Origin of the sequence: Streptomyces acidiscabies, from assembly GCF_020010905.1 — a bacterium.
Taxonomy (GTDB): domain Bacteria; phylum Actinomycetota; class Actinomycetes; order Streptomycetales; family Streptomycetaceae; genus Streptomyces; species Streptomyces acidiscabies.
The window spans coordinates 1344919-1357633 of the sequence record NZ_JAGJBY010000002.1 but is presented as its reverse complement, the minus strand read 5'-3'; the positions used below and the strand labels follow the sequence as shown (position 1 = coordinate 1357633).

At 70.6% G+C, this 12715-nt stretch carries 11 protein-coding genes; 4 read left to right on the top strand and 7 right to left on the bottom strand.

Features of this window, described 5'->3' with window-relative positions:
* Positions 1–101 precede the first annotated feature (101 nt).
* Both J8M50_RS33090 and glgB read left to right on the top strand, forming a co-directional pair.
* Positions 102–1601 carry a maltokinase N-terminal cap-like domain-containing protein gene (locus tag J8M50_RS33090; protein WP_010350052.1) on the top strand — a complete coding sequence of 500 codons (1500 nt, stop codon included), beginning with the start codon at positions 102–104 and terminating at the stop codon, positions 1599–1601.
* Positions 1602–1630: 29 nt separating this feature from the next.
* A complete protein-coding gene (glgB, locus tag J8M50_RS33085) occupies positions 1631–4003 on the top strand; it encodes a 1,4-alpha-glucan branching enzyme (protein ID WP_010350053.1) in 2373 nt (790 codons plus the stop codon).
* Positions 4004–4006: 3 nt separating this feature from the next.
* On the opposite strand, the gene J8M50_RS33080 is transcribed toward glgB, so the two are convergent.
* From J8M50_RS33080 to J8M50_RS33065, 4 genes are all read right to left on the bottom strand, one after another.
* Positions 4007–5392, bottom strand: coding sequence for a cytochrome P450 family protein (locus J8M50_RS33080; protein ID WP_010350054.1), 1386 nt, complete (start codon positions 5390–5392; stop codon positions 4007–4009).
* A gap of 55 nt (positions 5393–5447) precedes the next feature.
* The gene (locus J8M50_RS33075) at positions 5448–7691 is read right to left on the bottom strand and encodes a HelD family protein (protein WP_010350055.1); all 2244 of its coding nucleotides are present in this window, start codon (positions 7689–7691) and stop codon (positions 5448–5450) included.
* A 162-nt stretch (positions 7692–7853) separates the two neighbouring features.
* Positions 7854–8186, bottom strand: a complete 333-nt coding sequence (locus J8M50_RS33070) for a thioredoxin family protein (protein WP_010350056.1) — start codon at positions 8184–8186, stop codon at positions 7854–7856.
* Positions 8180–8593, bottom strand: a complete 414-nt coding sequence (locus J8M50_RS33065) for a MerR family transcriptional regulator (protein ID WP_029183326.1) — start codon at positions 8591–8593, stop codon at positions 8180–8182. Before J8M50_RS33065 ends, J8M50_RS33070 begins: the two co-directional genes overlap by 7 nt.
* Before the next feature lie 102 nt (positions 8594–8695).
* Between J8M50_RS33065 and J8M50_RS33060 the strand changes: the two genes are divergently transcribed.
* The gene (locus J8M50_RS33060) at positions 8696–9439 is read left to right on the top strand and encodes a VOC family protein (RefSeq protein WP_010350059.1); all 744 of its coding nucleotides are present in this window, start codon (positions 8696–8698) and stop codon (positions 9437–9439) included.
* Between the two features lie 13 nt (positions 9440–9452).
* Here J8M50_RS33060 and J8M50_RS33055 read toward each other — a convergent pair whose 3' ends face one another.
* From J8M50_RS33055 to J8M50_RS33045, 3 genes are all read right to left on the bottom strand, one after another.
* Positions 9453–10199 (bottom strand): phosphotransferase family protein, encoded by a 747-nt coding sequence (locus J8M50_RS33055; RefSeq protein ID WP_010350061.1) that lies wholly within the window; start codon positions 10197–10199, stop codon positions 9453–9455.
* A gap of 69 nt (positions 10200–10268) precedes the next feature.
* A complete protein-coding gene (locus tag J8M50_RS33050) occupies positions 10269–11033 on the bottom strand; it encodes a DUF2127 domain-containing protein (RefSeq protein WP_059045543.1) in 765 nt (254 codons plus the stop codon).
* Between the two features lie 175 nt (positions 11034–11208).
* Positions 11209–11691 carry a DUF6415 family natural product biosynthesis protein gene (locus tag J8M50_RS33045; RefSeq protein WP_010361127.1) on the bottom strand — a complete coding sequence of 161 codons (483 nt, stop codon included), beginning with the start codon at positions 11689–11691 and terminating at the stop codon, positions 11209–11211.
* 236 nt (positions 11692–11927) lie between these two features.
* On the opposite strand from J8M50_RS33045, the gene J8M50_RS33040 reads away from it, so the two are divergent.
* Entirely contained in the window at positions 11928–12671 is a 744-nt protein-coding gene (locus J8M50_RS33040; RefSeq protein ID WP_059045540.1) for a GntR family transcriptional regulator, read from the top strand.
* Positions 12672–12715: the final 44 nt, after the last annotated feature.

Sequence of the window (12715 nt, the reverse complement as noted above, 5' to 3'; positions counted from 1 at the left end):
AAGGTCCGGGCGGGGCGGTTTCCCCCGCCCCGCCCGGGGCACGCATCACTAAACCCCTACCCCTCACGGCCCGTTCAGGTCCCCGGGGAAAGGACGACGTCATGGCGGACACGGCTCTGCGTCCCGGCCCCGACCTGCTCACGTCGCTGGCCCCCCTGCTGCGCGAATGGCTGCCCCGGCAGCGGTGGTTCGCCGGGAAGGGGCTCCCGGTAACCGGTTTCACGCCGGTTACCGTGACGGAGCTCCTGCCGCCCGGGGGACGGCTGTCCCTCCACCACGTCCTCACCCACGCCGAGCAGGGCGCGGGCCCCGGCGACTGCTACCAGCTCCTCATCGCCGGACGCGAGACCCTCCCGCCCCACCTGGCGGGCGCCCGCATCGGCGAACTCGACGGCCGTACGTACTACGACGCCCTCCACGACCCCTGGCCCGCCGAAGTCCTCCTCGAAGCGATCCGCTCGGAGGCCCGGGTGGGCGCGCTGCGCTTCTCCCGCGCCCCCGGCGCCGAGATCCAGCCCGATCTGGTCCCCCGCCTGATCACCGCCGAACAGTCCAACTCCTCGGTGACCTATGGAGATACGTTCATCCTGAAACTCCTGCGCCGGGTCCTTCCCGGCGTCAACCCCGATCTGGAGCTACCACTGGCCCTCACCCGGGAGGGCTGCGATCGGGTGCCTGATCCTGTCGGGTGGATCGGGGCGGAGGTGGGTGGAGAGGCGTGGGTGCTGGGAGTAGCTCAGAAGTATGTCGCCGGAGCGGTGGACGGGTGGGAGCTGGCGTTGCAGGGGGTGGGGAAGGAGCCGGGAGAGTTCGAGGTATGGGGGTATGACGGTGGGGGGTACGACGGGGGTGGGGCGGACGCCGGTTCGCTCGCCGATGGCGTACCCGGGGGTGTCATACCTGGGAGTGTCATACCTGAGGGTGTAGTACCCCTCCCCCACAGGTCCCGCCCCGTCCACTTCGTCGAAGACGCCCGCGCCCTCGGACGTGCCACCGCCGAGGTCCACCAGGCTCTCGCCCGCGCGCTGCCCACCGTCACCCTCGGGCACGCCCACCTGGAGCCGCTCGTCGCGGGAATGATCGCGCGGCTGGAGGCGGCCGTGCAGGCGGTGCCGTCGCTGCGGCCGTACGAGACGGGGTTGCGGACGGCGTTCGGGGCGCTCGCGGAGCTGGCCGCCGAGGGGCATACCTGGGTGGCCCAGCGGATACACGGTGACCTGCACCTGGGGCAGTGTCTGCGGACGCCCGCCGGGAACTGGCTGCTCATCGACTTCGAGGGGGAGCCCGCGCGGCCCCTCGCCGAGCGGCGGATGCCGCAGCCGGCTGTGCGGGACGTCGCCGGGATGCTGCGGTCGTTCGACTACGCCGCGCACTCGACGGAACCCCCCGTACCGCAGTGGGCGGCGGCCTGCCGGGCGGCGTACTGCTCGGGGTACGCGGAGGTGACGGGGGTGGACCCGCGTACCGACCCCGTACTACTCCGGGCGTACGAGACCGACAAGGCGATCTACGAGGTCGTGTACGAGGCCCGGCACCGGCCCGACTGGCTCCCCGTACCCCTCTCCGCGATCCGGCGGCTCGCCGCGCACGAACTCACCTGAAACCCCTCGACTCCCAGGAGGCCCCGCCCGTGACGTCCGGTGCGCCGAACCCCAAGAAGAAGGCAGCTGCCGCCGCGAAGAAGGCGGTTGCGAAAAAGGCGGCGCCGAAGAAGGCCGCCGAACGGACACCGGCGAAGAAGACGGCGTCCGGCCGTCCTGCACGCAAGAGCGCGGCGGCTCCCCCGACCGAACAGACCCCGCAGCCAACTCCCGTACCCGCACCCCTGTTCGACCCCGCCGTCCCCCGCCCCGACCAGGACCGTCTCCTCACCGGCACCCACCACGACCCCCACTCGGTCCTGGGCCCGCACCTCACCCCCACCGGCGAAACCGCGCTCCGCGCCTTCCGCCCGTACGCCCGCGCGGTCACCGCCGTGACGGCGGACGGCCTGCGCCACCCTCTGAAGGACGACGGCAGCGGCTTCTTCTCGGTGCTGCTGCCCAGCCTTGCGACCGCCGCGTACCGCCTGCTGATCGAGTACGACGGCACCACGCACGACGCCCACGACGCGTACCGCTTCCTGCCCACCCTCGGCGACCTCGACCTGCACCTGATCGGCGAGGGCCGCCACGAGCAGCTCTGGACGGCGCTCGGCGCGCACCCCACGACGCACGACGGCGTGATCGGCACCCGGTTCGCGGTGTGGGCCCCGAACGCGCGCGGCGTCCGCATCGCCGGAACCTTCAACTTCTGGGACGGCACCGGCTTCCCGATGCGCTCGCTGGGCTCCACCGGCGTCTGGGAGCTGTTCGTCCCCGGCATCGGCGAGGGCGAGCTGTACAAGTTCGAGATCACCCGCCCCGACGGCTCGAAGACCCTGCGCGCCGACCCGATGGCCCGCCGTACGCAGACCCCGCCGGAGACGGCGTCGATCGTCACGGCCTCGCACTACGCGTGGGGCGACACGGAGTGGATGGCCCAGCGCGCCGAAACCCCGGTCCACGAGGCCCCGTTCTCGGTGTACGAGATCCATCTCGCGTCCTGGCGCCCCGGATTGACGTACCGTCAACTCGCCGACCAACTCCCTTCTTACGTCAACGACTTGGGCTTCACCCACGTGGAGTTCCTGCCCGTCGCCGAGCACCCCTTCGGCGGCTCCTGGGGCTACCAGGTCACCGGCTTCTACGCCCCCACCGCCCGCCTGGGCACCCCGGACGACTTCCGGCACCTGGTGGACGCCCTGCACCGCGCCGGGATCGGCGTCCTGATGGACTGGGTCCCCGCCCATTTCCCGCGCGACGACTGGGCGTTGGCCGAGTTCGACGGACGCACCCTGTACGAGCACGAGGACCCGCAGCGCGCCGCGCATCCCGACTGGGGGACGCTGGAGTTCGACTACGGGCGCCGCGAGGTGCGCAACTTCCTGGTGGCGAACGCCGTCTACTGGTGCGAGGAGTTCCACATCGACGGGCTGCGCGTGGACGCGGTCGCCTCGATGCTGTACCTGGACTATTCGCGCGAGCCGGGCCAGTGGTCGCCGAACGCGTACGGCGGCCGGGAGAACCTGGACGCGGTGGCGTTCCTCCAGGAGATGAACGCGACGGTGTACCGGCGCTGTCCGGGCGTCGTGACGGTCGCCGAGGAGTCCACGGCCTGGGACGGCGTGACCCGGGCGACGGACTCCGGGGGCCTCGGCTTCGGCCTGAAGTGGAACATGGGCTGGATGCACGACTCGCTGGGCTACATGGCGCACGACCCGATCCACCGCGCCTACCACCACGGCGAGATGACGTTCTCGATGGTCTACGCGTACAGCGAGAACTACGTGTTGCCGATCTCCCACGACGAAGTCGTGCACGGCAAGGGCTCGTTGGTGTCGAAGATGCCGGGCGACTGGTGGCAGCAGCGCGCGAACCTCCGCGCCTACCTCGCCTTCATGTGGTCCCACCCCGGCAAGCAACTCCTCTTCATGGGCCAGGAGTTCGCGCAGGGCGCGGAGTGGTCGGAGGCGCACGGCCCGGACTGGTGGCTCCTGGACCCCGCGTACGGCGCGGAGGCCGACCACCGGGGCGTCCGGGACCTGGTCCGCGACCTCAACTCGGCGTACCGTACGCACCCTTCGCTGTGGCAGCGCGACACGACGCCGGACGGCTTCGAGTGGCTGGTCGGCGACGCGGCGGACGACAACGTGTTCGCGTTCCTGCGCAGGTCCGCCGACGGCACCCCACTCCTGGCGATCACCCACCTCTCCCCCACGGTCCGCCACGACTACCGCGTGGGCGTCCCCGGCGAGGTCCTGGCCTGGCACGAACTCCTCAACACGGACGCGGTGTTGTACGGCGGCAGCGGGATCACGCACCCGGATGCCCTGAAGCCGGAGTCGACACCGTGGCACGGCCGCGAGGCGTCTCTCACCCTGACCCTGCCCCCACTGGCGACGATCTGGCTGCGCCCGGCATAAGGGTCAGCTTTCTCTCTTCGACCCGAACATCATCCGCCGCAACGCCCCCAGCAACCCCTTCCCCTCGCCCCCGACCTCCCGTACCGGCTCCACCCGCCGAGGCACCGCCCCCGGCGCCAGTTCGTACCGCACCGGCAGCACCCGCAGCCCCCGCACGACCGCGCCCGAGCGCCAGGGCAACTGGTCGTGCGGGAGGGCGAGTTCGACCGTGGCGAAGTGATCGAAGAGCTTGCCGACGGCCGTGGTGACGATCAGCATCCCCAACTCCCGCGCGGCGGTGGGGCATTGGTGCGACCCGGCACCCCACCCGAGGTGTGCCCGGGTGGAGACGGTCGACCCCACCATGTGCGAGGCCCCGATCTCGAGCAGATCCTGGTGCGCGGCGGCGGCCGAGGGACACACCACGTCCCCGGCCCTGATCAGGTAGCTCCCGAGCCCCATGTCCCGCGCCGCGAACCGGAAGCACATGTTGGCGACCGGCGGATTGGCGAGGGCCGCCCGGTTCACGGTCTCCCCCAACTGCCCGGCGGACAGGCTGCGTCGGACGGTCGCGTTGCCGCGCAGCACCTCAAGGAGCGTGTTGAGGACCATGTTCCCGGTGATGTCGTTCAGGTACACCGCGTGCATGAACAGCTCCCGCCCGAGCTGCTCGTCGCTCAACTCCGGGTCGGCGAGCAGGAGATAGGAGGTCAGGTCGTCCCCCGGCCGGGCCCGCCGGTGCGCCGCGAGCCGGGTGAACGCGCCGAGGGCCCGCGCGGTGGCGAGCCCGGCGTCGGGTCCGCCGTCGAGCATCCGCCAGAGGTCCATGACGAGTTCGTCGCCGAGGTCGACGGGGCAGCCGAACAGCTTGGTGGTGACCATGAGGAGCAGCGGCCGGGTGTACTGCGCCCCGAGGTCGACGTGCCCGGTGGGTCCGGACTCGGCGGCGAGGGTCGCGACGAGTTCGTCGGCGTACTTGGCGACCGCCGAGCGCAGTTCCCAGCCCTCGGGGCTGCGCGCGTTCTGGAAGGGGCCGAGGGCGGTGTGCAGGACGCGGCGGGCCGTCTGGTGCTCCTCGTCGTCCATGAACATGGTCTGCCGCACCTCGTACCCGGCCAACAGGGGCCAGTCCGGCGGTAGTTCACCGTGCGCGCGGGCGCGCCAGTAGCGGACGTCGCGCCGCCACTGGTTCTCGTTGCGCAGCACCTCCAGGACGTCCCGGTAGTCCAGGACGAGCCACACCGGCACCCCCATCAGTCCGACGGGCGCGACGGAGCCGTACGTACCGCGCAGCCGGGTGTAGACGGCGCCGGGGTCGGCGTCGAACTCGGCGGTGAGCAGCGGCTCGACGGGCAGGGAGTCGAGGGTGGGGCGGTCGGCCGGTGGGGTGGAGTGCGCAGGGGTGTTCATAGTGCACACGCTTACCGCACCGGCCATACACGCGCAGTGACGCTCACAGGAACTGTTACGCCGGTGTGATCCTTCGCGGCGCGAGCGTCTCCGCGAGCGCCCCCGGCAGCTCTTTGGTATGGACCACGCCGAGCCGTTGGGTGGCCCGGGTGAGGGCCACGTACAGGTCGCTCGTGCCGTACTCGCCGGGTTCGACGACGAGGACGGAGTCGAATTCGAGGCCCTTGGACTGCCGGGGGTCGAGCAGGACGACGGTCCGGGTGAGGTCGGGTTCCTCTCCGGCGGTCACTCCGTCGAGCCGTGCGGCGATCGCCGGGTGCAGGGCGCGCGGCGCGATGACCGCCAGCCTGCCTTCGTGCGGGGTGAGCTCGGCAACGGCCTTGTCCACCACCGCCGGCAAGTCGTCCGCGTGCCACGACCAGGGCTGAACTCCCGTCGCCCGTACGGACTTCGGCGGTTCGAAGTCGGGGCGTTCGGCGCGGACGACGGCTGCGGCGACGTCCATGATCTCGGCGGGCGTACGGTAGTTGACGCCGAGCCGGGCGTGTTCCCAGCGGTCCTCGACGTACGGTCCGAGGATGCCCTGCCAGGAGCCGACGCCGGCCGCCTCGGCGGTCTGCGCGGGGTCGCCGACCAGGGTCATCGACCTCGTCGGGCTGCGCCGCATGAGCAACCGCCAGGCCATCGGGGAGAGTTCCTGCGCCTCGTCGACGATGATGTGCCCGAACGCCCAGGTCCGGTCGGCCGCCGCGCGCTCGGCGGCGCTGCGGAAGTCCTCCTCCTCCTGCCGCTCGGCGAACCGCTCGGCGTCGATGATGTCGTGCGCCGACAGCACCTCGGAGTCCTCCTCGTCCTTGTCCTCGAACTCGTAGGTCCTAGACGCGTACGAGACGTCCAGCACGCCTTGCGCGTACGTGACTTGCTCCTCCCGCTCCTTCTCGGCCAGCTCCCGCGCCCGGCGTTCGTCCACGCCGAGGAGTTCGGCGAGTTCGTCGAGCAGGGGGACGTCGGCGACCGACCACGCCCGGGTGACGGAGCGGCGTACGGCGTCGGCGTCCGCGTCGGCGACGTACGCGTCGGGTTCGGCGAGGAAGTCGGCCAGGACCCGGCGCGGGGTGAGCAGCGGCCACAACTGCTCGATGGCCGACCAGACTTCGGGGTTCTCGGCGAGTTCGTCGCGGATCTGCGTGACGTCGCTGGCGTCGAGGAGGCTGCTCCCGTCGTACGGGTCGGTGCCGACGCGTTCGGCGTACATCTCGGTCAGCGTGTTGAGGATGTGGCCCTCGAAGTGCTCGCGGGCCACGTTGTGCGGCAGCCGTGCGGCGCGGGTGCGTTCGCGGGCGACCTTCACCAACCCGTCGTCCAGCATGAGGACTTCGCGGTCGTGGACGACGGCGATCACCGGGTCGGGCAGCGCCTGCCGGTCGCGGACGACGGCGGCGAGGACGTCGGCCATGGTTGAACTCCCCTTCACCGCAGCCGCCTTGGGGGTGTCCGTGGCCGTCGCCTTCACGCCGGGGTACAGCTCGCCGACCGTCGCGAGGAGTACGCCGGTCTCGCCGAGGGCGGGCAGGACCTCGCCGATGTAGCCGAGGAAGGCGGGGTTGGGGCCGACGATCAGGACGGCCCGCTTGGCGAGCAACTCCCGGTGCTCGTACAGGAGATAGGCCGCGCGGTGCAGGGCGACGGCGGTCTTGCCGGTGCCGGGGCCGCCCTCGACGACCAGGACGCCTTTGTGCGGGGCGCGGATGATCTCGTCCTGTTCGGCCTGGATGGTCTGCACGATGTCGTTCATCCGGCCGGTGCGGGCCGCGCCGAGCGCCGCGAGGAGGACGGCGTCGCCGGTCGGGTCCTCGTGGCCGGTGCGCTCGTGGTCGCCGAGGTCGAGGATCTCGTCGTGCAGCGCCGTCACCGTACGGCCGTCGGTCGTGATGTGCCGTCGTCGGCGCAGGCCCATCGGGGTGTGGCCGGTGGCGAGGTAGAAGGGGCGGGCGACGTCGGCGCGCCAGTCGACGAGGAGGGGGGTGCGTTCGGCGTCGTCCAAGCGCAGCCCGATCCGGCCGATGTGGTGGGCGTCCCCCCGGGAGAGGTCGATCCGGCCGAAGCAGAGCGAGCCGTCGACCGCGTTCAGCGCGGCGAGCAGGCCCGAGCGCTCGGCGACCAGGATGTCCCGCTCCAGCCTCGCCTGCATCGGGGTGTTGCCCTGGGCGAGGGCCGCCGTGACGGAGGTCTCGGTGTCGCCGCGCAGGGCGTCGACCCGTACGTACATCCCGTCGATGAATTCCTGTTCCGCACGCATTTCACCGTCTTGAAAGTCGGTGTTTGACAATTCCACTCCCGGCCGGATATACTGTGCTCGTTGAGCTTCTTCTGTGATTTCCGTGAAGGAAGTCACGAACCATTGAATATACGCAGCAGAAACCCCCGAGCGCAATCGCTCGGGGGTTTCTGCGTTCGGTCTTTATGCGTTCCTGAGCGGAAGGACCTCCTCCAGCTCCGCGAGCAGCTTCCTCTTGGCCCGTGCCCCGACCATCGCTTTCACCGGTTCACCGCCCCGGAAGACGACAAACGTGGGCATGGAGAGGACTCGGTACGCCTGCGTCGTCAGCGGGTTGGAATCCACGTCGAGTTGTACGACCTTGAGGCGCTCGCCCTCCTCCTCCGCCAGCGCCTTCAGCACCGGTTTCATCTGGTGGCACGGCGGACACCAGTCGGCCGTGAACTCCACCAGCACCGGCAGCTCGGCCCTGATCACCTCGTCCTCGAAATTCCCGTCCGTCACGTCGATCACCATGGTGTGCCTCCCAGTTCGCATTCCGGATCCCTTTCGCCGGCGGCCAGCGCGTCCTTGGCCTCCTCGGCGCGCGCGAGCTGTCCGGCGACTTTCTTCCGGACCGCCGTCAACTCCCCGATGAGCCCGTCGAGTTCGTCCAGCTTCCGCCGGTAGACCGCCAGCGACGCCGGACACGAGTCCCCCTCCGGGTGCCCCGCCCTCAGACACTCGACGAACGGCCGCGTCTCCTCCAGCCCGAACCCGAAGTCCCGCAGCGTGCGGATCTGTTCGAGCAGGCGTACGTCGTTCTCGTCGTAGGCGCGGTGGCCGTGGGGGTCGCGGCGCGCGGAGAGCAGGCCGCGTGCCTCGTAGTAGCGGAGTGTCCGTGTCGTGGTGCCCGTGCGGGCGGCCAGCTCGCCGATGCGCATGTCCACGAACGTAGGGGTTGACGTGGGCGTCAAGGCAAGGGGGTTGAGAGGGGACGTTGGGCGTTGAGGGCGTTGACAGAGGGCCCGCCTACGATCGTCCGTATGGCTCTGCGACCCGTTCACGTGAACATCAAGGCCCTCGACGCCCCGGCGGTCGGGCGGTTCTGGGCGGAGGCGCTGGGGTGGAGTGCGTACAGCCCCGGTGCGACCACGTACGTCGGCCCCTCCGGCGGACTCCGGTGGCCGGACCCGGTCCTCGTCGGCATCGACGTCGTCCCCGTGCCGGACGCCAAGACCCCGGTGAAGAACCGGATTCACCTCGACCTCGCCACCGACTCCCTCGACCACCAGGCGGAGTTGGTGGACCGCCTCAAGCAACTCGGCGCGAAACCCGTCGACATCGGCCAGGGCGACGACGTCCCGTGGGTCGTACTCGCCGACCCGGAAGGCAACGAGTTCTGTGTGCTGGAGCCCCGGGAGATCTACCGGGACACGGGGCCGATCGCCTCGATCGTCGTCGACTGCGCCGACCCGTACGCCATGGCCCGCTTCTGGGGCGAGGCGATGGACTGGACCCCGCTCGAACTGACCGACGCCCAGGCGACGTTGCGCTCCGCCCAGGGCACCGGCCCCTACCTGGAGTTCCTCCGCAAGCCCACCCCGAAGACGGTCCCGGACCGCGTCCACCTCGACCTGCTCCCCGGCGCCGACCAGGAAGCGGAGGTGACCCGCCTGCGCGCCCTCGGCGCAACCGGCCTCGACATCGGCCAGGGCGACGTCCCCTGGACCTGCCTCACCGACCCGGACGGCCACGAGTTCTGCGTCCTCGCCCCGCACGGTTCCTGACAGCCGACCCGCCTCACATCCGGGACCTCAGCACGTCGACCTCGCAGCCCGGCGCGAACGGGTCGAAGCCGTGCCCGGCCAGCCAGCGGACCACCAGCAGGCTCCGCAGCGACCACCACGCGCGGATCACGTCGAGGTCGACGTCGGCGCCGTAACCGGCGATGACGTCGCCGAGGCGGTCCTCGTGCCCGAGCGTGAAGGTGGCGAGGTCGTACAGGGCATCGCCCCGGCCCGCCTCGGACCAGTCGATGATGCCCGTGACCTCGTCGCCGTCCAGGAAGACGTGCGCGATCTGGAGGTCGCCGTGCGTGAACGCCTCGGTCCACGGCCTCAGCGCGGCCTCGGCGACCTGGCGGTTGCGGGCGACCAGGTCCGCGGGCAGGACGCCGTCCGTCACGAGCCGCTCGCACTCGCCGTCGAGTTCCGCCGTCAGCGCGGGGATGCTCCGGCCGGCCTGGCCCGTACGGGACGGCAGCGGCGCGTCGTGCAACTGCCGGATGGCGGCGCCCGCCGCGCCCCACGCCGACGGCGAACCGGTCGACGGCCCGCCGAGGCGCCCGAGCGTCGCCCCCGGAAGCGCCGCGAGCGCGAGCACGGACGGCTTGCGCCACAGGACCTCCGGGGTCGGGACCGGCGCCCGGGCCATCGCCTCGGCCTCGGCGTCGATGCGCGCCGGATCGGCGTCCACCTTCAGGAACACGTCGCCGACGCGCAGCGTCACGCGCTCGGAATGGGCGACGACGACTTCGACCTCATCCATGGGCGACCAGTATTCCGGGGGTGATCGCCTGCGTCGCCGGGTTTGTTGCGCGCCCCCAGCGCCGTACTCCTACGCCACCACCCCCGCCGACTCCTCCACCTCCAGCAGCGACGCACTCTGCCGCTCCTCCTCGAACGCCTTCCGCCCGCCCCGCAGCCCGAACAGCCGCTTCGCGACGGCGATGTACAGCACCGCCAGCAGGTTCAGCACCAGCGTCGCGATCTTCAACCCGCTGACGCGCTCGGTGAGTTCGTAGATCTCCAGCGGCAGGAACGCGGCCGTCGCCACCACCGTCAGGTACTCCGCCCACCGTTTCGCGTACCAGAGCCCGACCGCCTCGACGAGTTCGATCAGCGCGTAGACGAGCAGGAGGACGGCGACGAGGACGAGGGTGCCGTGCTTGTACCCGAACACCTTCTGGACGGAGCCGACGACCGGGGAGTGGTCGAGGTCGTAGTGGAAGTGCCGGAAGACGGGCCGGAAGACGTCGAGATACTCGTCGAACAGCCGCCGCACGGAGTCCTGACTATTGCTGAACTTCCACACGGCGACGGCGACGAGCACGATGAACACCCCCCGCACGGCCCGCTCCACGGCAAGAAACCGCAGAATGAACAGATCCCGCAACACCTTCCCCCGCGCAACAAGCGGCGCCTCAACGGCCGGCCCCCGCCCCAACGGCTCCCCCAACGCGAAGTCCCCACACCGCAGACACCGCCACGCGTCCCCCAACGCGGTCACCGCATGCAACCGCTCCGCGAACAGCCCCTCGGTCGGCGCATACGTCACATGCCCCTTCCGCGCACACGTCCGCCTGTCCCAGTCGACCTTCATCCCCCGTGCCTCCATACGCTCCGCTTGGTCACGGAGCGGCACGGTAGCGGTACGAGGTGAGAACTTGACGTGAAACGCGAGCGACGGTCATCGCGAGTCGGCGATTCCCCACACCAGGGCTGACACGAGCGTCAGCAGAACCGCGAAGTAGACGACGGCGAGCAAGCGCCTACGCCTATCGCCCACGGCCGCGTCCCCTGACCCCGGCGACCGCGTCGTAGCACTCCCCCAACGCCACAACAGACCGCGCAAGCCCCCTCACCCGCTCCACCTCCCCGGCCAACCCCGGCTGTTCGGGGACGTCGAGGCTGCGCCGGGCCTCGGCGAGAACACTCGGCTCGGCGCCCTGCTCGACCTGCGGAATCAGCCGCGCCAGACAATCGGCAAGCTCCGTACCGATCAGCGTCACGGTCTGATGCCGAGGCAACGTCTCCTGCGCGAGAACCCAGGCGGCTTCGGCACGCAGCGCGGGAAGGGACGGGGACTGAGCCTCCCCCACGTCCCCCTTCACCTCCGCCCGGCACCCCGGGCAGGCGCACGGCGCGGGCCTGACGATCAGCGGCTGAGGTGCCCGAGGCGGCTCGGACGACACGAAGACGGTGCCGCGATCACTGGTGACGGTGCCGTGGCGGTCGACGGTGTAGACGTGCATCGTCATGCCAGGGCCTCGGGAACTGTCCTCGGGCCGATCTGTAGCGTCCAACATGCTGGTGTCCCCTCGCAGTTGAATGACGGCAGGCCACATACGCGACCGCCGAGCCCTTCAAGGCTGTCCTAGGTCAGAAGCTAGCGTGACCTAGGACAGTGCGCCAGCAAATCCCGCGCCTTTCCCCCTCCCGAATTACTCGTGTCCTAGTACAGTCACCCCTGACCTAGGACACACCTGGAGGCCTCGTGCCGGACGCCGAACACCCCTACATGCAGGTCGCCGAGCGCATCCGCCGTCGTATCCTCGACGGCGTCCTCAAGGAGGGCGAGAAACTCCCGCCCGTCCGTGAACTCGCCAAGCAGGAAGGCGTATCCGTCGCCACCCTCGGCCGTTCGCTCGACCAACTCCAGGTCGAGGGCTACATCACGACCTCCCGCAAGGGCACGTTCGTCGCCAACGCACCCGAAGTCGCGCCGAGTTCGTACGACCGGATCACCCGCGTCCTGCGCACAGGATCCGTCCTGGCCGAGGGCGAGACGATGGTCGTGACGGCCGCCGAACTCATCAAGCCGCCGCAGTACGTCGCCGAGATCTTCGACCTCGCCGAGGGCGACCAGGTCGTACGACGGCAGTGGCACACCGGCAGGGGACAGCAGCGGACCGGCCTGTACGTGACCTGGCACCCAGCCCATTTCGCCGCGGCCGTACCCGAGTTGCTCTCAACCTCCCGGATCTCCGCCCCCGGCCTGCTCCTGAAGATCCAGCAGGCGACCGGCCGGCAGATCAAGGCGGGCCGCGACGACCTCCACGGCCGGGACGCGGACGCCCGCGAGGCGGGCTACCTCGCCGTACGCATCGGTTCCCCGATCCTGGCCGGCGTCCACCGACTGTGGGACGACGAGGGCGTCATCGAGTACGGCGAGTGGTGCCTGCCGTACCGGCTGGCCGTCGGCTACGAGTACAGCTTCGAAGCCACACCGGACGCCTGACGGAGGGCGACCGCGCTCACCGGCCCCTTCACCCGGCGGACTCC

Bases quoted from the DNA above. Each gene is read 5' to 3' on its own strand.
- J8M50_RS33090 (WP_010350052.1), top strand. From the start codon at position 102: ATGGCGGACACGGCTCTGCGTCCCGGCCCCGACCTGCTCACGTCGCTG.
- J8M50_RS33080 (WP_010350054.1), bottom strand. From the start codon at position 5,392: ATGAACACCCCTGCGCACTCCACCCCACCGGCCGACCGCCCCACCCTC.
- J8M50_RS33075 (WP_010350055.1), bottom strand. From the start codon at position 7,691: ATGCGTGCGGAACAGGAATTCATCGACGGGATGTACGTACGGGTCGAC.
- J8M50_RS33070 (WP_010350056.1), bottom strand. From the start codon at position 8,186: ATGGTGATCGACGTGACGGACGGGAATTTCGAGGACGAGGTGATCAGG.
- J8M50_RS33065 (WP_029183326.1), bottom strand. From the start codon at position 8,593: ATGCGCATCGGCGAGCTGGCCGCCCGCACGGGCACCACGACACGGACA.
- J8M50_RS33060 (WP_010350059.1), top strand. From the start codon at position 8,696: ATGGCTCTGCGACCCGTTCACGTGAACATCAAGGCCCTCGACGCCCCG.
- J8M50_RS33055 (WP_010350061.1), bottom strand. From the start codon at position 10,199: ATGGATGAGGTCGAAGTCGTCGTCGCCCATTCCGAGCGCGTGACGCTG.
- J8M50_RS33050 (WP_059045543.1), bottom strand. From the start codon at position 11,033: ATGAAGGTCGACTGGGACAGGCGGACGTGTGCGCGGAAGGGGCATGTG.
- J8M50_RS33045 (WP_010361127.1), bottom strand. From the start codon at position 11,691: ATGACGATGCACGTCTACACCGTCGACCGCCACGGCACCGTCACCAGT.